At 40.4% G+C, this 21605-nt stretch carries 19 protein-coding genes; 13 read left to right on the top strand and 6 right to left on the bottom strand.

All coding sequences use genetic code 11. The features are described 5' to 3' along the window. Nucleotides 1-5 precede the first annotated feature (5 nt). Entirely contained in the window at nt 6-1322 is a 1317-nt protein-coding gene (locus tag J7E81_RS08475) for a putative bifunctional diguanylate cyclase/phosphodiesterase (RefSeq protein ID WP_308162181.1), read from the top strand. Nucleotides 1323-1557: 235 nt separating this feature from the next. Here the strand turns inward: J7E81_RS08475 and tatC are convergent, their stop codons facing one another. The 4 genes from tatC to J7E81_RS08455 all read right to left on the bottom strand — a co-directional run bounded on the left by tatC (nt 1558) and on the right by J7E81_RS08455 (nt 5165). After that, nucleotides 1558-2277 (bottom strand): twin-arginine translocase subunit TatC, encoded by a 720-nt coding sequence (tatC, locus tag J7E81_RS08470; RefSeq protein WP_215041722.1) that lies wholly within the window; start codon nt 2275-2277, stop codon nt 1558-1560. Nucleotides 2278-2289: 12 nt separating this feature from the next. Continuing rightward, on the bottom strand, nt 2290-2502 hold the full coding sequence (gene tatA, locus J7E81_RS08465; protein ID WP_215041721.1) for a twin-arginine translocase TatA/TatE family subunit: 213 nt from the start codon (nt 2500-2502) through the stop codon (nt 2290-2292). Nucleotides 2503-2662: 160 nt separating this feature from the next. Then, nucleotides 2663-4372: a GMC family oxidoreductase gene (locus J7E81_RS08460; RefSeq protein ID WP_215041720.1), complete on the bottom strand. Its 1710-nt coding sequence runs from the start codon at nt 4370-4372 to the stop codon at nt 2663-2665. A 25-nt stretch (nt 4373-4397) separates the two neighbouring features. Beyond that, nucleotides 4398-5165: a gluconate 2-dehydrogenase subunit 3 family protein gene (locus tag J7E81_RS08455; protein WP_215041719.1), complete on the bottom strand. Its 768-nt coding sequence runs from the start codon at nt 5163-5165 to the stop codon at nt 4398-4400. A 756-nt stretch (nt 5166-5921) separates the two neighbouring features. On the opposite strand from J7E81_RS08455, the gene J7E81_RS08450 reads away from it, so the two are divergent. After that, nucleotides 5922-6797, top strand: a complete 876-nt coding sequence (locus tag J7E81_RS08450; RefSeq protein WP_215041718.1) for an SH3 domain-containing protein — start codon at nt 5922-5924, stop codon at nt 6795-6797. Nucleotides 6798-6878: 81 nt separating this feature from the next. Here the strand turns inward: J7E81_RS08450 and J7E81_RS08445 are convergent, their stop codons facing one another. Next, the gene (locus J7E81_RS08445) at nt 6879-7226 is read right to left on the bottom strand and encodes a helix-turn-helix domain-containing protein (protein ID WP_215041717.1); all 348 of its coding nucleotides are present in this window, start codon (nt 7224-7226) and stop codon (nt 6879-6881) included. Nucleotides 7227-7410: 184 nt separating this feature from the next. Here J7E81_RS08445 and J7E81_RS08440 point away from each other — a divergent pair, with 184 nt between their 5' ends. From J7E81_RS08440 to J7E81_RS08390, 11 genes are all read left to right on the top strand, one after another. Then, nucleotides 7411-8448: an asparaginase gene (locus tag J7E81_RS08440; RefSeq protein ID WP_215041716.1), complete on the top strand. Its 1038-nt coding sequence runs from the start codon at nt 7411-7413 to the stop codon at nt 8446-8448. Nucleotides 8449-8932: 484 nt separating this feature from the next. Continuing rightward, entirely contained in the window at nt 8933-9373 is a 441-nt protein-coding gene (locus tag J7E81_RS08435; protein ID WP_215041715.1) for a PTS sugar transporter subunit IIA, read from the top strand. Continuing rightward, a complete protein-coding gene (locus J7E81_RS08430; RefSeq protein WP_215041714.1) occupies nt 9351-9833 on the top strand; it encodes a PTS sugar transporter subunit IIB in 483 nt (160 codons plus the stop codon). The genes J7E81_RS08435 and J7E81_RS08430 overlap by 23 nt, the downstream gene beginning before the upstream one ends. Nucleotides 9834-9854: 21 nt before the next feature. Then, nucleotides 9855-10649 (top strand): PTS mannose/fructose/sorbose/N-acetylgalactosamine transporter subunit IIC, encoded by a 795-nt coding sequence (locus J7E81_RS08425; RefSeq protein ID WP_215041713.1) that lies wholly within the window; start codon nt 9855-9857, stop codon nt 10647-10649. Beyond that, entirely contained in the window at nt 10642-11448 is an 807-nt protein-coding gene (locus J7E81_RS08420) for a PTS system mannose/fructose/sorbose family transporter subunit IID (RefSeq protein ID WP_215041712.1), read from the top strand. The genes J7E81_RS08425 and J7E81_RS08420 overlap by 8 nt, the downstream gene beginning before the upstream one ends. Nucleotides 11449-11468: 20 nt before the next feature. After that, nucleotides 11469-12524: an SIS domain-containing protein gene (locus J7E81_RS08415; RefSeq protein WP_215041711.1), complete on the top strand. Its 1056-nt coding sequence runs from the start codon at nt 11469-11471 to the stop codon at nt 12522-12524. Between the two features lie 39 nt (nt 12525-12563). Further along, nucleotides 12564-13220 (top strand): HAD family hydrolase, encoded by a 657-nt coding sequence (locus J7E81_RS08410; RefSeq protein ID WP_308162179.1) that lies wholly within the window; start codon nt 12564-12566, stop codon nt 13218-13220. Nucleotides 13221-13473: 253 nt separating this feature from the next. Then, on the top strand, nt 13474-16230 hold the full coding sequence (locus J7E81_RS08405; protein WP_215041709.1) for a sigma-54-dependent transcriptional regulator: 2757 nt from the start codon (nt 13474-13476) through the stop codon (nt 16228-16230). Nucleotides 16231-16364: 134 nt separating this feature from the next. Further along, nucleotides 16365-18272: an Ig-like domain-containing protein gene (locus tag J7E81_RS08400; RefSeq protein ID WP_215041708.1), complete on the top strand. Its 1908-nt coding sequence runs from the start codon at nt 16365-16367 to the stop codon at nt 18270-18272. A 275-nt stretch (nt 18273-18547) separates the two neighbouring features. Then, nucleotides 18548-19777 (top strand): selenium metabolism membrane protein YedE/FdhT, encoded by a 1230-nt coding sequence (gene yedE, locus J7E81_RS08395; RefSeq protein ID WP_215041707.1) that lies wholly within the window; start codon nt 18548-18550, stop codon nt 19775-19777. 69 nt (nt 19778-19846) lie between these two features. Beyond that, nucleotides 19847-20026 carry a sulfurtransferase TusA family protein gene (locus tag J7E81_RS08390; RefSeq protein ID WP_308162178.1) on the top strand — a complete coding sequence of 60 codons (180 nt, stop codon included), beginning with the start codon at nt 19847-19849 and terminating at the stop codon, nt 20024-20026. Nucleotides 20027-20285: 259 nt separating this feature from the next. On the opposite strand, the gene J7E81_RS08385 is transcribed toward J7E81_RS08390, so the two are convergent. Then, on the bottom strand, nt 20286-21458 hold the full coding sequence (locus J7E81_RS08385) for an N-acetylmuramoyl-L-alanine amidase family protein (RefSeq protein ID WP_215041705.1): 1173 nt from the start codon (nt 21456-21458) through the stop codon (nt 20286-20288). Between the last annotated feature and the right edge of the window lie 147 nt (nt 21459-21605).

Below are 21605 nucleotides of genomic sequence, written 5' to 3'. Positions count from 1 at the left end.
TGAAAGTGAAAGAGCGCACCGACAGATTAGTAGAAACGCTCAATTCGATGGAACAGATGGCTTATCATGATGTGGTCACCGGGCTGCCCAACCGGCGATTTATGGAGAAAAGAGTATTACTTGCCATTAATGATAAGACAGGGCGAAAGAAAATGGGCTTAATGATTCTTGACTTGGACCGGTTTAAACATATTAATGATAGTCTTGGGCACTCGTATGGGGATTTATTATTAAAAGAAGTAGGGAAAAGACTTGTTAACTGTTTAGAACCCCATGAGTTAGTTTGTCGATTTGGCGGTGACGAGTATGCGTTATTAGTGGAAAACACCACGATTCCAGAAATCGAGAAAAAGGCTGCTGACATTTTAAAGGCCTTACGGGAAACCTATTATATTGAAGGGTTTGAACTCCATGTTACTCCAAGTATAGGGGTATCCATTTTTCCTGACCATGGATGTGATTTTGATTCCTTATTAATGAAAGCAGATACGGCTATGTACAAGGTGAAGGAAAAGGGGAAAAATCATTTTAAAATCTACAGTGGTTCAATGAGTATGGAATCAATGGTGGAGTTAGAAAGCTCACTTCGAAAAGGTTTGGAACGGAATGAGTTCTTTCTATATTTTCAACCCCAGATTTCCATACCAACCAATGAAATTGTAGGAGTAGAAGCGTTACTTCGCTGGGAAAGACCTGGCTATGGAATGGTACCACCTTCGCAATTTATTCCTCTATCTGAGGAAACAGGTCTCATCGTACCACTGGGAGAGAAAGTTTTACTAGAGGCATGTAAGCAGTCGGTTGCTTGGGAAAAGAAAGGAATATCTCCTTTACGAATAGCCGTTAATATTTCATCCTTACAATTTCATGACAATGATTTTATCGAGAAAGTATCGCGAATTATAAAAGAAACTGGGGCCAACCCTAATCATATTGAATTGGAAATTACAGAAAGCATTGCCATGGGCCCGATCGAGAATAATCTTGCGAAACTCACTTTCTTAAAGCAAATGGGATTCCAAATTGCGATGGATGACTTTGGTACGGGGTATTCTTCACTTCATTATTTAAGTCAATTCCCAATCGATCGTTTAAAAATTGACCGTTCTTTTATCTCTTCCTTAGAAAAGAGCCAGAAGGATGCCGATATTGTTAAATTAATCGTTTTAATGGCAAAAGGTATGAACTTCCAAGTAATAGCCGAAGGGGTAGAAGAAGAAGTCCAAAAAACCTTCTTGCAAGAAATCGACTGTGACGAATTTCAAGGCTATTTATTCAGCCGCCCCCTAAGCGTAGAAGATTGCGAAAGGCTGCTGGTGTGAAGCAAGGGGACGGTTCTCTTGCTTCTTTTTTGTGTTTAGACGTTAAGATAAAGGGCAAGCGATGGTATAGAATTTATGAACTCCAAGGCATAAAAAAGTCCAGCGCGTGGGGCTGGACCTCCTCCTTCTTCGGGTATTGGTTCGTTTACCCGCTAACTATGTTACTAATTAATTATGAACGGTCTATGAACAATTGATTAATATTTTTCACGAGTGGGGTGCATAGGGACGGTTCTCATGCTTCCGAAGCATAAGAACCGTCCCCTTGTTTCCATTTCATTTTTGATAAGAATACTCCCATTTCGTAGAGTGCGATTAATGGTACCAGTACTATTAGCTGTGAGAAAAAGTCTGGTGGGGTGATGACGGCTGAAACTACTGCTAGTGCGATATAAGCGTATTTTCGTATCGTTCCCAAAGAAGAGGGAGTGATCACTCCGATGGTGGTCAAGAATAAAAGCACCAGAGGCACCTCGAATAGAAATCCGAATGGAATCGTGAACATTAATAGAAACGAAAAGTATTCCTTGGCTGAAATGAACATTTTGAAATGTTCTTGCCCCATATCAATCAAGAAGTGATAGATGGTTGGAAAGATCACGAAATATCCGAATAATAGTCCGCCAATAAAGCTTAAACTAATCGCCGGTAGAAACTTCACAGCTGCATTCCGTTCTTTTTCCGTAAGCGCGGGTCTGACAAACAGCCAGAGTTGATGGGCAATAAAAGGCAGCGACAAACCCAGGCTGACACTAGCAGCGATCCCTGTATAAAGCCGAATCACATCAAGCGGTCCCATCATCACGAGCTCATGATTTTGCGTGATGATCGGAACCAGTTTATTGATGAAAAGCAGGGAGGCTGCGAAACAAAGGACGAAAAACACCAGAGAGCGGAGCAGTGACTTTCTTAGGTCAATCAAATGCTCGACAAGGGGTTGTTCTTCCGCATCCATTTAGCTTCCTCCTCACTCTTTTAATAGGCTTTGCTTGTCTTTATCGGTACTTGAAACGGTTTCCTTATCGTGATCATCCATAATATCTTTGGCTGATTTTTTAAATTCTGATAATGTTTTTCCGAATGCTGAACCAATTTCCGGCAGCTTTTTTGGACCAAATACAATTAGTGTGATAACGAGAATAATAATTAATCCTGGTATACCAATTCCTGAGAATCCCATTATTTATCGCTCCCTTTTTTAATAGTGTTAGAAATTATATCTGCGGAAAGCCGGCCAACTTGTGTATAGTGTAAGCTAATTTGCGGAAAGCAGAAGCTAACTTGCGGATAACGCCCGTCAACTTGTGCAAAGCTGACCCGCGCGCCTCCGCTTTACTTCATTACACTAACATTCCGCCTTGCTTGCTGTATTTTATAATCCCCTCTGAAGCCCGATAGGCAAGAGCACCAACGGTATCGGTTGGATTGTATCCGCTATTGTGTGGAAAGGCCGATGCACCTACTACAAAGACATTCTCCGCATCCCACATTTGCAAATAGTTATTCACTGCAGACGTTCCTGGATCCGCTCCCATAATAACTCCGCCTGTATTGTGCGTTGTCTGATAGGGGACAATATCATAATGTTCGAGTGTCTTACGGTCATTGATTTTGGAAGCGCCCATCTCCTTCATTATTCTGTCCGTTTGTTTTCCGATAAAGCTGTATAAATTTTTGTCCTGCTCCGTAAAATCATATGTTAAGCGTAATAGGGGCTGTCCATACGCGTCCTTATAAGTTGGATCCAAATCAAGATAATTCATCCTGGTTGGCATGGAGGCTCCCTGTGCACCGATATTGATAGAACGAGTAAAATATTTAAGCGAGGCTTGTTTAAATTCTTTTCCCCAGCTTGGCACGTCACTTGGAACCGGGTTATGTTGAATGGCACGATAGCCCGACTGATTCAGGGTAATCGAACCTCCGTGAATAAAATTGAGACTGGAATGGTCAAAGTTATCGCCATTATAATCATCAAGAGTTGCCCCAAGTGCACCGGCACCCATGAAAGTATTAAACTCTTCGTCTTCAAAGAAGCCTTGTGTTCCAGGGTTGATTTGATAACAATAGTTTTTGCCAATCACACCCTCACCTGTATTAGGATTGTAAGGTCTTCCAAGTTTAGAGGTTAATAGAAGGCGGGCATTGTTCATAACATAACTTGTTAAGACCACAATTTCCGCCGGCTGAATGAATTCCTCATTTGTTTGCACATCTATGTAGCGGACACCCGTTGCTTTTTTACCATCATGAAGAATTTGGGTAACGTTGGAGTAAGTCCTGTATTCGAAGTTCCCTGTATTTTTTGCAAAAGGAATCACCGCAACCGTTGGATCTGCTTTTGCCCCATACTCACAGCCAAACCGCTCACAAAAACCGCAGTATTGGCAAGGAGCCATTTTGGCACCATACGGGTTTTCATAGGCTTTTGTCATATTCGCTGATGGCATTTGATAGGGATGAAGCTTCAGATTCTTCGCGGCTTTTTTAAAACGCTCCGTTAAGGGTGTGTCCTTCATCGGTGGATTTGGGTAGGGATTGGAACGTTTACCCGCAAATGGATTTTCTTCCCCGCCGATGCCGGCCGTTTTTTCATATTTGTCATAATAGGGTTCGAGTTCATCATAGGTAATACCCCAATCTTGAATCTGTAAATCTTTTACTTTATCTGCCCCGTATTTGTTGACCGTTTGGGTTTTAATTTCAAAATCATAAGGCAGGAAGCGGAAGGTATGTCCATTCCAGTGAACTCCTGCACCCCCGAGGCCTTCACCGAGCAGGAAGGATCCCAGCTGCCTCATGGGCAATGCCTGTTCTTTTAGAGTGTTGCGGAAGGTGACTGTTTCTTTTGATAAATCCTGCATTAATTCGTAGCGGATTCCATATCTAAGTTCATCGTGGATCATGGTATAGTCTTTGATGCTTCGTTCTCTGCCGCGCTCTAAGCCTATTACTTTTAGCCCTTGTTTTCCAAGCTCGGCCGCAATGATTCCGCCTGCCCAGCCAACACCCACAATAACTACATCTGTTTTTGGTAATTGTTTCGCCATTTTTAATCCTCCGTCATCCAATTCATTATGAGTTAAAATGTTTGTGTAAACTTTGTGGTTTGATGGTTTTGAATTTCTTCGAGTCGATTTGGTTGATATAGGCCATTTGGCTGCCAGGGAACTTTTTCATTTTCCAGCCCTCCATGTTACGGTTTCCGCCATATAATGGGTCCGAATATACCCCTTCTAGGGTAAGTGCCCGGAGAATGCTGAAAAATGTTTTAGATGTTACCCCCTTTAGCGGGACTTTATCTTCTGCGAACGCCTTCAAGATTGTGTCCTTTTGGTTGTCTGTGATGTCTGGGAAGTCCTTTTTGTATTGACTCTGGCTGTAAGTTTGTAAGGCATCGAGGCCAACGTCGAATACTTGGTGACGTTTGAGTGGCGACTGATACCCTTGGAAGTTGGAGCCCGGTGCAAAGGGTCCTTGCATATAGTCCCTTGCATTATGGCCGTAGGTCCCTGCTAGTTGATGGTCAATGAAGAAATGAACGCCAAGCCCGGTTGCACCCGGCCCGTTTTCGTCTTCCGGATAGATTCGGTCGATAGCTGCTTTAAGTACCTCGAATTGGGCCGGATTCGTGAAATACATAAAAGCGTGGTTATAGGATTCGTCTGCAACTCGTTTGGATGGGGTAGCGGTTGTGGTGGCAGTTTCATGTCCAAAGATGTTTCTGCCAACGATTCCTCCTAGGCCCCCTAGGAGACCTCCTCCGATTAGCCCGCCTGCTACATAACTGGAATTTTGAATGAATTTCCGTCGAGACAATGAACTTTTTGTCTTTTGTGACATTTGCGTCCTCCTCGGTAACTGAATTTTTACTCTCCCTTTTGTAGCTTCCACACTATTTATTTACTAAACCTATTTTCTAGAAAAAAATTATTTTTAATGGAATTCTAATGATCCTGCAGCCGTATAAACCTAATGAAAGGCTAAGATTGTCGCTGGATGGGTTCCGAATATTTGTTTCGTTCACACTAAAGGGATGTATTCGGTGTTTGAACACAACTGGGAGATTGAAAGAATAGATTAAATGTTTTTCTGCAATTAAAATGGCTTAATTCTCTTCGTTCTCGACATTTCTTTCAAACCATTAGGGATGAAAATACAGAATTAATGCTGGTTTAACTCACTATTAATCAAACGCTTGTTTAATAGCGAATCAGTAGGAATTGGGAAGAATGATGGAAGGTGAAACGATTTCTATAGAATTTTCCGGGAAATTGTCATTTTATCTATAAATGTTCGAAAATCTATTCGACATTCTTTTTCTGGGTTTAAAGGATAAATTCAGGGAAGGACATATAGTTTTGGTGTTTTTAAACAAACGTTTGAGTAGTATAGCATATAGGGAATGTGGTCGAAATCGTGTCGTTGGATGGGAGATTGATTGATAGAATTTCTTTTTTTAAAAATAAGGAAGCACGAGAACCGTCCCCATGCTTCCTGGCAAGTGGAAGGGGACGTAATCCCTATTGAAATAGAGTGATGTGATTGTTATATAATTAGAATGGAAGATAGTATAACTAGAATGGGGAAGGTAAGTAGATGTTTAAAAAGGGATTGGCAATCTTTGTTGCGATGTTTGTTTTATTTGCAGGGCTACTTATAGTGAAACCGGTTAAAGCTGCAACAACCGTTACAAAATATGTAACAGCGACCACCTTGAATGTCAGAACGGGTCCGGGAACTACCTACGCAATTGTCACAACCGTTAAGCAAAACCAAGCTGTCACTGTTTCACAAACGCAAGGTGCGTGGGATAAGGTAACTGTTGGTGGTAAAACAGGTTGGGCATCCAATCAATACTTAACCACTAAGAATTTGGCCGAAGGTTTGAAGACAGTTGGAGGCAACAAGCAGTTAATTCTTGTAACAGCTAATGGTTACAATACTTCAAGTGCTGAAATTCGTACCTTTGAGAGAAATTCGCTTGGTAAATGGGTACCTGTGTTAACCACAACAGGCTATATTGGTAAGTATGGTTTTGCCACTTACACAAATATGAGTGAAGGCGGTAAACGGTCTCCACTTGGGAAGTATGCAATTGGAACCGCATTTGGACGTTATGCTAATCCAGGAACCAAACTGCCTTACAGAAAAATCACAAGCGATGATGTTTGGGTAGATGATCCAACTTCAAAACTTTACAACACTTGGCAATCAAGAAGTAATACACAAGGTCAATGGAAGAGTGCTGAAAACATGAATATCGCAGCCTATAGCTACGGCTTCGTTATTAGATACAATGCACAACGAACTCCTTATAAAGGCAGTGCAATCTTCTTCCACATTGGCAGCAGCTATACATTGGGTTGTACCGCAACATCACAAACTAATGTTGTCAACATCCTAAAATGGTTGGACCCTACAAAGAGCCCAGTCATCATCCAAACACCGATTCAGGAGCTAAATAAGTACTAGAAGCATGGGGACGGTTCTCATGCTTCTTTTTTTTGGAAGCACAAGAACCGTCCCCATGTTTCTTTTGAGGATCTTACCTATCTAGGCCTCTTTTTTGATTTCCTTTGCTCTCAACATTCTTTTCACTCTCACAAAAGAGACAAAATCGATTAATTCATCGGCTGACAAATGTTCCCCATCTATTGAAAGTTTGTGAGAATGGCTGCTTGAAAAATTTGTAATCTCAATCAAATCGTCCTTATCTGCTCGTAATAAATAATCAACCGTTGTATCAAATAGATCCGCAATTTGTAATAAGGAGAGGAGGGAGGGTTCACGATAGCCTGATTCGTAACCGGCATAAGTACTTTTTGCTATCCCAAGTTTGTCGGCTGTTTCTTGTAGGGACCATTTTCGCTCTTTTCTTAATACAGATAAACGTTCCAGCATGTTCTCAGGCCTCCAGCTTTTTAATATTGGATTTATTATACCATTGGAAATTGACGAATACTAGAAAACACGTGCGCGAAACGAGAACAATATATTGATTTTTCTTAATTTAGTTATATAATAGCTAGTATAAATACGCGTTTCGCGTAAATCTTGACCATTCTTTTCAATGGAGATGTTGCTTGTGAAGAAGATTTTATTGCTTGCTACCGGTGGAACAATTGCCTCAGTGGAGAGGAATGAGGGGCTGGTTCCAGAATTATCTGTTGAAGAAATCTTGGACTTTTTACCAGAAACATCAAGTGATGTACATGTTGACGGTAGAATTTTAATGAATATTGATAGTACCAATTTGCAGCCAGAGCAATGGATAAAAATCGCTGAGGCCGTCTATACCCATTATCATAATTATGACGGATTTGTCATTACACATGGAACAGATACGTTAGCGTATACATCCGCAGCCCTTTCTTATATGCTGCAGGGTCTGGAAAAACCGGTTGTGCTGACCGGATCGCAGGTCCCGATCTGTTTCAAACAAACGGACGCGAAAAAAAATGTTTCCGATGCCCTACGGTTTGCTTGTGAGAATATTGGCGGAGTATTTGTCCTATTTGATGGCCGGGTTATTCTTGGAACAAGAGCAGTTAAAATGAGAACAAAAAGTTATGATGCATTTGAAAGTATTAACCATCCATATGTAGCTTACATAGATAGAAATGAAATTAACTATAAATGGAAACCTGTTCGTACCTCAAAAAGGTTTTCTTTTCATGCTAACTTATGTACCGATGTATTTTTGATGAAATTATATCCTGGTATGAAGCCTGAGACTTTTGATTGTCTAAAAGATTTATATAAAGGAATTATCATTGAAAGCTTTGGAAACGGTGGCTTGCCTTTTGAAGGAAGGAACTTGCTTTCGAAAATCCAAGAGCTTACGGAAAAGGGGATTGCGGTCGTTATCACAACGCAATGCCTGGAAGAAGGGGAAGACCTGCTTCTATATGAAGTGGGCCGTAAGGTAGCTCAGCATCAAGTTATATTATCTAAGGATATGAATACAGAAGCCATTGTTCCCAAATTAATGTGGGCATTGGGACAAGCGCATTCTCTGGAACAGGTCAAGAAAATCATTGAAACACCAATTGCAGAGGACTTAACCTCCAAATCAGATCAAGAAGAAGATATCGAAATAGAACCTCTTATTCGTTTGCTTTAATAGACGGGAGCGTTAATTCTGTCTTTATAAGGACACGTGAAGATAGATCTAAAAGAAGAAGGGGGCCGAGTTCGGCCGCTAAAAAGCACGGGAACTGATCCCGTGCTTTTTATATTGATTGGAACTATTCTAGTAACCCCGAATAGATTCCTTGGCTGCGTTATTGCGGTATTTGGGGCTTTCCACGAAGGTACCATCTTGTTGATTTAGGACAAGATTTCTTTTTAAAAGGAAGTGAGATGACCGATTAATTAATCGTGTGCACACAAAAGAAAGCGTCGCTATCAAAAATGTTTTAGTGTGCTGAAAGATCATGATAGTGTGCAGATGACGTTTCAAAAGATTAAATAACTTATTTATAGAACCAAGCACAACACCTTGCTACAAAAGGAATTAGGCGAAAAATTCAAAAAACGATAAAGCATGCCATAATTTTGGCATGCTTCTTGCGTTATAAAGTGTAAGAAACAAAGGAGGTTATGAAATGAAGCATTTTTTGATTGCTACACACGGAGAGTTATCCAAAGCATTTATTGAAACATTAGAACTAATTGCAGGTAAGACTTCGAATGTTTCATACTTTGGAATGACTAAACTAAAATCCGGTGATTTAGCAAAAGAGGAATTAAAAAAGATTTTAACTGCGAAAAAGAAGGATGAACATTTTATTGTTTTAACGGATGTCTTTGGAGGAAGCGTTACAAATATTTGTACCGAGCTCCTGATGGAACATAAGGATTTTGATATTATTACAGGTTTAAACCTTCCAATGATGCTGACCATGATTTTATCAGGGGATGAACTCAGCATCGAGGACATGATTAACGAAGGAGTCCGCTCTGCCAAAGAAGGAATTATTCATATTAATAAATTAGTAGAAACACAGGAAGGAAGGGATGAAGATGATCTCATTATTACGGATTGACGACCGTTTAATTCACGGACAAGTAGCCTACGGCTGGAGTAAAGCATTGGAGATTAATGTCATCCTCGTGGTAAATGATGAGGCGAAGAATGATCAGATGAAGGCAATGGCCTTAAATTTAGCAAAACCCGATAACGTAAAATTATACATCCGCGGGGTACAGGAGTCAGGTGAAATTGTTCAAAAATTTGCTGAATCCCAAAAAAGTAGAGTGTTGGTACTCGTGAAAAACACAGATGACGCGCTAGAACTTGTCAAAAGTTCTGGGGGCGTATTAAAGGAAATTAATGTAGGCGGGTTGCGTTTTTCTGAAGGAAAGCGAAAACTAACCGACTTAGTTGCGGTAGATGACCGAGACTTAGCAAATTTTAAAGAGATGGAAGAATGTGGAGTTGACCTAGAATTTAGGATGTTACCTCGTGACAAGAAGAAAAATCTAAAAGATTTACTAAAAAATTAGTAGTTAAAAGGGGGATATAAAATGGTTTCACAAGCAATTATGCTGGGAATTATTGCAGGAATTGGCATCTTGGACAGCCGGATTTTCGGTGCCCTCATGCTCGAGCGTCCTCTCGTTACCGGATTATTAGTCGGATTGGTTCTTGGCGATGTCAAGCAGGGTGTCATAATCGGGGCCCAGCTAGAGTTAATCTGGATGGGGATTGCAGGAATTGGTGCATCAACTCCTCCGGATGTTGTAACAGGCGGGGTACTGGGAACTGCATTTGCTATTTTAACCGGGAAAGGGCCGGAGGTAGCGTTGGTTATTGCTGTTCCGATTGCTGTGTTAGCTCAATCTTTAGGGGTTTTAGTACGTATCGTTAATGGTTATTTTATGCATAAAGCAGAAAAGTTTGCTGCCAAGGCCGATTTTCGTGGTGTGACATTGATGATGTGGATACCACCGGTACTATTCTTCCTAAGTGTTTTTATTCCAACCTTTTTAGCGATCATTTTAGGTGCAGACCAAGTAAAAGGTTTAATAAATGCTGTTCCTAAAACGATTCTTGATGGGTTAGGCGTTGCTGGGAATCTGCTTCCTGCCGTCGGATTTGCCTTATTGCTTGATATGCTCTATTCGAAGAAAATGGCCGTATTTTTCTTCCTTGGATTTTTGGCAGCCTCCTACCTCGGATTAAATATTACAGCCATTGCCTTATTCGGAGCTTGTATTGCCATTATTATTCATATTGTTATAAATAATAATAAAACCCAGGTTGGAAATGGCTCTATGGCCATCGATAATTTAACGGAAGGGGAGATTGACTTTGACTGAGATAAAGGTGACGAAAAAAGAACTTCGCCAAGTTTTTTGGAGATCGCTAGCCCTTCAAGGAGCGTTCAACTACGAACGGATGCAAAATATGGGATATGTATACGCAATGATTCCCGTTATCAAAAAACTGTATACGCAACATGACGATCAGGTAAAGGCGTTAAATCGCCATTTGGAGATTTTTAACACGACACCTGCGATTTCAACCACAATAATGGGCATTTCAGCAGCAATGGAAGAACAAAACGCGAACAATGAAGACTTCGATGACAATTCTATCAATGCCGTAAAGGCGTCCTTAATGGGCCCGCTTGCCGGAATTGGAGACTCATTATTCTGGGGCACATTCAGAGTCATCGCAGCAGGAATTGGGATTTCCCTAGCGACAAAAGGAAATATCTTTGGCCCTATTCTATTCTTCCTTTTATATAATATTCCGCACTTATTTGTAAGAATCGCGGGGTTGAGATTAGGGTACCGGGTGGGTGTATCCTCTCTTGAGAAAATTCAAAAAGAAGGCTTGATGGAAAAAATAATGGCGATTGCGACAACTATTGGACTAGTTGTTGTCGGAGGAATGGTAGCCACGATGTTAAATGTAAAAACCCCCCTTCATTTGAATATCAATGGAGCAAAAGTAGTTGTTCAAGACATATTAAATCAAATTTTTCCAAACATGTTGCCATTATTAATAACCTTTGTAGTATTTACCTTAATGAAACGAAAAGTAAGTATCACGAAACTAACACTTGGGATCATTATCGGCGGAATATTGATTCACTGGGCCGGTATTTTATAAAAGAAAGGGAGAAGAAAAAGATGAGAATTGAAGATTATTTACAAGAGACACCAGCAAGAATGAATGAGATTATCGAGCAAGCAGATGAAATATTTGCAGATGTAAGAACAAAGGACATCGACCGGATCATTGTAACCGGCTCTGGTACAAGCTATCATTCCGGACTTCAAGTGCATAAAGCCATGCAGCATTTCTTAGGAATTCGCGTAGATATCTATTATCCATTTGCCATCGATGAGCTGACTTTTATTGGGGATAATTCTAGAACTCTAGTTATAGGTATTTCACAGGGAGGCAGCAGCTATTCCACCTATAATGCGATGAAACTAGCGAAGGAGAAAGGCTGTTTGATTGCTTCCATGGCTGGACAAGAGAATGCGCTGATTGATGAACCCGCAGATTTTATCTTAACAGTTCGTTGTGGAGAAGAATTGGCAGGGGCGAAAACAAAAGGATTTTATTGCACGAAATTAAATCTAATTCTTCTTTCCCTTCAATTAGCTAGAGAAACAGGCAAGTTAACAAAAGAACAATATGCAGATGAAATCGCTGAATTGAAGAAGAGTGCGGATCATTTTTTGAAAATATATGATACATCCCTTCAGTGGGTCGAAACAAATAAGGAAAAACTGGCTCAGGCAAAAGAAATTCGCGTGGTGGGAACAAGCGAAGTGTATGGAGATACACTAGAAAGTGCTCTAAAAATGCTTGAGACTTTAAGGGTGCCTGTCACCGGTTATGAGTTTGAGGAATTTATTCATGGTATTTACAATGCGGTTAATGAAGATTCCACCCTTATTATCTTAGATACAGGTGTTGAAAAAAGGGTAGAGAAATTGATTAATGTTCTATCCGAGTGGACTGAGAATATTTACGTAATTGGTAAGGATGCAGGGGAAGCCACACAAAATATGAAAGCAGACTTTAGTAACCATGCGTATTATAAAACGTTTGAATATATTATTCCAATTCAATTAATTTGTGCCAAGGTGCCTGAATTAAAAGGAGTGAACCCTAGTATTCCAAAAGACCCGCAATTTCATATGAAATTGGAAAGTAAGAAGTTTAATAAGTAGATGTTAAAGTGGATTTAAGAAAGGGAGGTTCATACGTTGATGAAGGCAGTTGTCTTTGATTTTGATGGACTGATCATTGATACCGAAACCGTTTGGTATGATAGTTTTAAAGAGGTATTGGGAAGGTTTAATGTTGAGTTTCCATTAGAAATTTTCCTCCCGTGTGTCGGAACAAAAGGAACCATTATCGATCAATATATAGAAGAAAGCTTGGGCAGCAAGGTTAGTGTCCAAAAGATTAGACAACTTGTGAGGGAATACCATCGTGAAAAAATTGCCGACATTGATATGCGAGAGGGAGTCCATGATTATTTAACACAGGCAAAAGAGTTGGGTCTCAAGATTGGTTTGGCTACCAGTTCGGACAGGGAATGGATTGATCATTTTCTAAAGAAGCTTGATTTACTCCATTTCTTTGACGTCATTAAGACCGGTGATGATGTCAAAAAGGTTAAACCCGATCCCGAGGTTTACCTTCAATGCTTGGATGCATTAAAGGTCAGGTCCAATGAGGTCGTCGCTTTTGAGGATTCAAACAATGGAGCGATAGCGGCAAAAGCAGCTGGTGTAACTTGTGTCATCGTACCGAATCCTATAACGGCAAAACTGACCTTCCATGATTACGATCTGCGGATTGAATCTATGGCTGGCCAATCACTGATAGACGTCATAAACAAAAGTATTACTATAGTGTAAAATGCCTGCGTGACGGTCGGAAAAATCCGAGGCATTACAAGTGAATCATAAATAGCCGGACCCTTTAAGCAGAAAGGGATCCGGCCTTTTTATATAAACATACTACTGGACGATTTAGGTTTTTTTATATAAAAAGTTACCAATACATTCCATTTACTCCACTGTAATACATTATAGAACCTTATAGAATGCCGTATAATTATATAGTAAAATTAATTTTAAAGTAGTTCTTGATAGATGGGAGGCTAACAGGATGTATGATGAACTGATCAATTATATGATTGAAATGACTACCAAGTTTTCCTTTGAGCACGAAGAAGGATTTGAACCCTATCAAACAGAAGCTGTGGCTTTCCGCTTTAATATAGATCGAACAAGAGCAAGTAGAATTTTGAATGAATTGGTTAAAGAAGATATTCTTTTGAAAGTTAATACACGTCCCGTTTGTTTTTTACACAGGGAGACAATCGAAGAAAATTATGGAAGTGTGGAAAATTCCATTTATGATAATTTTGGGGCTTTAAAAAACGAACTGGTAAACGATAGAGAAGAAGCTATTTTTAGTCAGTTGATTGGCTATGAGAAGAGTCTGAAAGAAGCGATTCAGCAAATAAAAACATCTATCTTTTATCCGGACAATGGCTTACCTTTAATGCTGCTAGGACCAACTGGAGTAGGAAAAACCTTTATGGCCAAGCTGATTTATGACTATTCCCGGGTAAAAAAGATCATTGCCGCTGATGCTCCTTTTTATGTATTTAATTGTGCTTTGTATGCGAATAATCCGGAATTGCTGACAAGTTATCTGTTTGGCCACGCAAAGGGATCCTTTACTGGTGCGATCAAAGAGCAAAGGGGACTCATTGAGCAGGCTGATCAAGGTATATTGTTTTTGGATGAAGTTCATAGGCTGGATCGGGAAGGACAGGAGAAATTATTTACGTTTATGGACCAGGGAACTTTTTCCCGAATGGGTGAAACAACCGTGGTCAGAAAATCCAAGGTCCGCTTAATTTTTGCAACCACAGAAAGCTTATCTGTGTTTTTGGAAACATTTTTAAGAAGAATTCCTATTACTGTGAATGTGCCGAGTCTTGAAGAACGGGGGCAGGCTGAAAAAAGTCAGTTTATTCAGCATTTTTTTACCGAGGAATCCAAATTGCTCGGTATTCCAATCCATGTCACCAATAAGGCACTTGATATTTTAAATAAATATTACTATGGAGGTAATATTGGAGAATGCAAGAACATTATTAAATATGCCTGCGGGTTTGCCTATTCCAAGAAAACGAATAACATGGACCAAATTTTTATCACGTTACAGGAATTGCCTGGCCAAATTTATAAGAGCTCCCCACAATTGTTTGATCATTATGCTTTAAAGGAAGGAGGGGTATTATTCCTTCCTGATAAAAAAAAGCAAATCCTACATGTGGACGAAACGAAGATTAAGCATATAGAGCAAACCTACAGAAATTGTTTAGGGTATTTTTCTAAATTGGAAAATAGTGAATGGAAAGAATCCAAATTTCTTGAGAAGTGTACAGAAGAAATTACGGTCATGATGGACAATTTAATTTTTGAAAGACCGAATGAATCAAAGAGCTTCATGATGGAATTTAATCTTTCCGCTATACAGGACATTTTTCGTTATTTAGAAGACCAATATAATATTAAATATGATGGAAATAGCGTATATACGCTGTCCTCCTACTTATTTTTCAAGTCCCATCCGTTTATCCTTAATAAACAGGATGAGATGTTGACAAAACAAATGCTTCAATTTATAAAAAAACAATACAAAGCAGAATATTCAATAGCGGCGAAAGTCATATCCTTCATCGAAAAGAGAATGGAATTAAATTTATATCATGAAGATATTATTTTGATGACATTATTTTTGTGTAAAAAGCAAATACAGCATCATGATAACCGTGTAAAGGCGATGATTATTGCCCATGGTTATGCAACAGCGAGCAGTATTTCCAATGTCTGTAATCGTCTATTAGGTGTTAAGGTATATGACTTCATTGACATGCCTGTTGAGTCATCTATTAAAGATATTACAAAACAAATGCTTCAATATATAGAAGAAAATGATACTTCCAGCGGGTTGGTCGTTTTAGTGGATATGGGGTCGCTAAGCCTCCTTCATGATCAAATCAAAGAGGCAATTAAAGGTCCACTCCTTTGTATAGATCAGGTTTCGACTTCTTTTGCCTTAGAAATCGGGAATTATTTGTCACAAGGCAAATCGATTGAAGAGATGCTGCAGCCTTTGGAGCAACTCGTTCGGCCTACTATTAATCTTTACTATCCATCTAAACGCAAGGAATACGCGATTGTTTCCTCTTGTTTTACAGGTATTGGAACGGCCACGCAGATTCAGCAATTACTTTCTGAAAGTATGGAAGATTTGCTAGATATCAAAGTAGTATCACATGATTTTGAGCGTCTAAAGAAAAATGGAATGAACGAGCCCCCGCTTAGAATTTATGATGTTTTGGCGATTGTGGGAACAGACAATCCTAAAATCGAGGGAATCAATTTTATTTCATTAGAAGATATCATTTCTGGAAAAGGTGAAAATGATGTTTTCAAAATCTTTGAGAAAATTGCGCCTCCGGAAACGATTCGAAAAGTGAATGATAGAATCATCAAGAATTTTTCTCTCCGAAGAGTGATTGATTCCTTGATTATTTTAGATACGGAAAAAGTTATTTCAAAGGTGGAACAAGGAATAAAGCAGTTGGAGAATCAGATGAGACAAACGCTGCCCAATGATAAAAAAATTGCTTTATTTGTTCATGTCAGTTGCATGATTGAACGCTTAATAAGAAAGGCACCGATATCAGAATATCCTAATCAAGAAGAGTTTGAACGTATCCATAAAAAGGAAATAAGCATGATAAGAAACGCATTCAGTGTACTTGAAAAAAGTTATAGTGTTCAAATGAATATACCTGAGATCGGTTATATTTTTAACATTATTAAATCTATAGTTGAGTAGAAGCATTGGGACGGTTCTCATGCTTCTTTTTTGGAAGCACAAGAACCGTCCCCATGCTTCTTTTCTAGCAAAATACTAATCTATAGGATAAAATGTATTATATTGTAAATGCAATGGATGGGAGAAGGAATGGGATGAAATCAATTTTATGGAGAGCGGGAGTACTTGCTAGTTTAATACTTCTGGGTGGTTCTTGGTCTTATAAGGAGGCTTCTGCGGAGGCTTTATGGCCTTCTAAATGTGCGAAAGTGAATGCAAATCAAAATCCATCTTTTCAGCAAATGAACTGCTTATTGACGAATGCTGCCTTAGAGGCAAATATTCCGCCCGAAGTAGTCAAAGCTGTGGCCACAAAAGAAAATGGTGGTTGGAGACAATTTGAAGCAAATGGACAGCCTGTTATTGCACCGGATGGCGGTATTGGCCTTATGCAAATTACCAATCAACCAAACTATGATCAATCGAAGTTGAAAACTGATATTTACTACAATATCCAGGCAGGTGTTGACATCCTAAAGAGCATGTATCAGCGGACTGATTTGCCAAAGATTCAAGGGGCAGGACCTGAGGTCATTGAAAATTGGTACTTCCCAGTCATGGCCTACAATGGGACAAAGCCCGTTAATAGTCCACTGAAACAGGCGGATGGGACTAAAAATACCGAAGCTTATCAAGAAAAGGTTTTTGGATTTCTTCAACAAGAGAGCTTTTTGGGTGATACTAAATTAGCACAGTATCCGTTTAGTACAGCTGACTTTCAATATGATTCTAACAGTGACGCAAATATTGTATTCAAAAAGCGAGTGTATACACTAACTGACCAGGTGCATGCTTCTACTGCCCTGTTTCATACGGGAGACAAAGTAGTTGTAACTGAGGATAAGGCAAAGTTAAGGTCAGTACCTACTAGTAACTCTACTTCCTTGTTGAAGGAGTTAGCATTAAATACGACGCTGATTATTTCAGGGAATTTTGTATTTGATCAAAACGCTTCCAGTGTAAACCAATTTGTATGGTACCCAGTCAAAACGGAAGATCAAAAACTAGCAGGTTATATTTCCTCTGCTTATCTTATAAAAAAGTTAGAAGTCAGCCCGGTGGATGATAATGATTTATCCGTATCTGGAAAAGCACCTGCGTATGGCAGGGTACAAGTAAAGAATGGAACAAGTCAGATTGCCACTGCTGGTGCAAACGGATTTTTCAAAGCAGGGATTGCTCCTCAAAAAGCGGGGACAACAGTAACGGTATCCTACGAGGATAAGCAGAATGCACAAAGCTTATCTTCATCGGTAATAGTAGCCGATAAAACGGCGCCATCAGCCCCGGTAGTAAATGCTGTGACGAATAAGTCTGCAGATGTAACGGGGAAAACAGAACCATATGCCATTTTAACAGCCACGATTGCTGGAAAAGCATATAATATACAAGCGAACCTATATGGAAATTACAAATTAGCTATTCCAATCCAAAACGCAGGAACGAAGATTTCGGTAATAGCGAAAGACCGAGCAGGTAATGTAAGTGCGGCCAGAGCCATTACAGTCGTAAAAGCGGCTCCGAATTTACCAGTTGTGAACACAGTTAATAATAAGGCTTGGAACGTAATCGGGAAAACTGAAGCAAATGCCATCGTGACCGTGGCCGTTTCAGGTAAAGCTTATACCGCAAAAGCCAATGTGTATGGAAACTACAATGTAGCCATTACGCCGCAAAATACAGGAACAAAGCTATCCATCACCGCAAAAGATAGTGCAGGCCGTCTAAGCGCAGCAAGAGACACCGTAGTCATTCGCGTAGCACCGAACATGCCTACAGTGAACACAGTTCGATACACTTCCACATCAGTGACAGGAAACACAGAGAAATATGCAATAGTAATCATCAAAATCGGAGCAAAAACATACACAACCCAAGCCAATCTTTACGGAAACTACAAGGTATACATTCCAAAACAACCCGCAGGTACAAAACTATATGTATACGCAAAAGACGCAAAAGCACAAACTAGCGCAGTAAGAACGGCTACCGTATCAAAATAAAGGAAAGAAGCATGGGGACGGTTCTCATGCTTCTTTTTTTTGATTGCTGATCCACTAAGTATTTGCTATTCCGATAAATACCCATTCAACTTATCGATAAATCGAATTGTTCAGTTGCCTCATAATCGTTACATTAGTATTTGTATAGATTTTTTTAAATGCCTAGAAATTGCTGGGCTTTTTTTGTGTGTATAAACAGTTTAAAACAATTCCATTGGGATATTCTGACGCTGCAGGCCACAAGAATCGTCCCATGAAAGGGAGAGTTAGATTTCATGAATCTTTACCAAAAAATCTTTAAAGAATACTGGAATCCTTACATAGCCATTAGTTTAGCTGGTCTAGCTAGTGCGTTCTACTTCGGGATTACAGGTACGGTTTGGGCCGTTACAGGGGAATTCACCAGATTAGGAGGACACATCTTACAATGGTTTGGTGTCGATGTGTCACAATGGGCGTATTTTCAATTGGTCGGTATCGAAGGAACACCGATCAGCCGGACCGACGGCTGGATTGTCATCGGGATGCTTGTTGGTGCATTGATTACGATTTTGGTAAGTAACAGTTTTAAAATACGTGTACCGAAACAAAAGCGGCGGTTACTCCAAGGATTTATCGGTGGTATCATCGCAGGATTTGGCGCACGCCTTGCCCTTGGCTGTAATTTGGCCGCCTTTTTCACAGGTGTCCCTCAATTCTCATTTCATTCCTGGATTTTTATGTTGACCACTGCGATTGGAACCTATTTTGGCGTTAAAGTCGTGAATACCAAATGGTGGCGTGGAAAACCACTCTTGACTAAAGGCTCAATGAACCCGGTTGTTACTCAGCCTGTCCAAAAAAGGACTATTCAGCCGCTGCTCGGTCTCATTTTTGCGCTTTTGTACCTTGGACTTGTTCTTTACTTTTTCACAACAGGCAAATCAATGCTCGCGGTTGCCTGTATAGCCGGAGCTTTGTTTGGGATTCTAATTGAACGCGGACAAATTTGTTTCACTTCCGCTTTCCGTGATTTATGGATTAGCGGGCGAGCTGTGATGTCCAAAGCGATTGCGGTTGGGATGCTGATCAGTGTTGTTATCACCTTTATTTATATTCAAAATGGTTCTGTCGCTCTTATCAAGATGGCTGCACCTAGCACGGCAATTGGCGGACTTCTTTTCGGGTTTGGTATTGTTCTAGCCGGTGGCTGTGAGACAGGCATGATGTATCGGGCAATGGAAGGTCAATTGTTATATTGGGTAGTTGGCGCAGGTAATATTGTCGGAGCAACGGCTCTTGCTTATGGCTGGGATCATCTCGGCATCTATCATGCCCTTGTGGAAAAGGGAGCAAAAGTAAACTTAATCGAACAATGGGGACCGATGGGGGCCCTGTTTGGAACCATTGCCATGCTTGCTGCTTGGTTCTTACTTTCAAATTGGTGGGAAAAGCGGTTCCGCTACGGAAAAGGAATCAAACCTCAGAAAACGGACCGGATTTCTCATGTTACAAAGGAGGCGTAATGGATGTCACAAGTAATCGATGTTAACTACACGTTAGACATTCGCGGCGAGCCTTGACCGTACCCTGTTATTTATGCGCTGGATGCGCTAAAAACCATGAAAATCGGTGAAGTATTACAAGTCATTGCCGACTGTCCACAATCGTTTCGAAGTGTCCCGGAGGAAGCCGTAAAACATGGCTACCAACTCCTCACAAAGCCGAATAAAGTGGGGCAGGATATCTATTTCTATATTAAGGTTGTTCAGTAAGCGTGGGGACGGTTCTTGTGCTTCCCGCCATCGGAAGCACAGGGACGGTTCTTCTGCTTCGCCATACTTTTTTGGAGAAGTGAAAGAGTGAGGATTTATGGAAGAAGCATATCACTCATTGGGGGGAGAAGGACTCGCCCCTTTTTCACTTTACCGGAATGAATCAATGGTAGACCTAGTGGTTAATCAATCCAAAGTCTGTACGACCAAATGAAGCCGTAATGAATAAAAAGAAGCATGAGAACTGTCCCCATGCTTCTTACTGAAAGTAATCTAGTAATCCGAGGTAGATTCCCTGGGCTACGTTATTACGGAATTGAGGGCTTTCGACGATGGAGTCTTCTTGTTGGTTGGATAGGAAGCCGAGTTCGATTAGGGTGGCTGGTTGTTTGTTGTTTCGGAGAACATCTAGGTTGTTGTATCTTGTTCCTAGGTTTGTTAAGTTTGTTTCTTTGGCCACTTGGTTTAAGATAGCGGTGGCTAGTGGGTTACTGGATTTTTGATAGTAAAAGTCAGTTATGCCATTGACCGATGGATTATTGGACCAATTGTAATGAAAACTTATAAACGCATCTGCTTGGTTTAGGTTGGAGATTTTTGCACGTTGCTCTAAAGGAATATACGTATCATTTGTTCGAGTCAAGATGACTTGGGCGCCTGCACTTTCAAGTTTTTGTTTAACGGCCTCGGCTGTTGGTAAGTTCAATGATTTTTCAGGTGTGCGGGCAACACTGGTTGTTCCCCTATCTTTCCCTCCATGGCCCGGATCAAGCACAATCGTTTTTCCTTTCAGCGGTGCCTGATTATTTGGCAAAGGCACGGAATTCTCGGATGGAGTAGTCATCGGGGCATCTGCTGCCCTAGCTACCTTTAATTCATTTGTATTACCATCCTTCTTTGGTGTTGGAGCTGCAGGTTGTGTGTGATGGCTGCTAGGTGTTTCTTTATCGATGTACTTTTCGTTCACCCACCCGCTCACACCAGAAGAAGAGACAATTTTGGCCCATCCCGCTTGCTCCGTGTGGATGGTTATTTTTGTTCCCGATTTTAAATACCCTACGATACTACTAGAGGCACTAGGACGTTCCCGGACGTTTAAAGAAAAGGTGTTTATGGTTCCAGCGATCTTTTCAGTAGAAGTTATGTAGGCGTCGTACACCCAGCCAGTTTGGTTATTTACTAGTTTAATTTGATCCCAATCATTCCGCTTTTGAATGATATCAAAAGTTTCTCCTTGATGAACGCGGCTAATTACCTTACTTGAAAGATCGGCAGATTCCCGGACATTAAGTGTCGGTACAGTAACCGTGACCTGGGAAGAAGGCTTATCGGCATTCGCTGCCTGCTGATAATTCCATAAGGGCACCGTAATTGCACTAAGAATCGTCAGAAACTTAAATAGGCCGTCGTTCCGAATTTTAGATAGTAGCATGTTAGCAACCTCCCTGTTTTAAAAACTCTAAAACTAGCATGGACAAATTTTCATCAAAACATAATCAATTTTTGAAATAAATTTGGGAAGCATGGGGACGGTTCTTTTGCCTCCAAGAAGTTGCCTACATAAGGGAAGGTTTCGACA

Source organism: Bacillus sp. ISL-18 (assembly GCF_018613415.1).
GTDB lineage: Bacteria > Bacillota > Bacilli > Bacillales > Cytobacillaceae > Neobacillus.
Note: the sequence above shows the minus strand (reverse complement) of the source record. Positions and strands in the feature narration are given on the sequence as shown.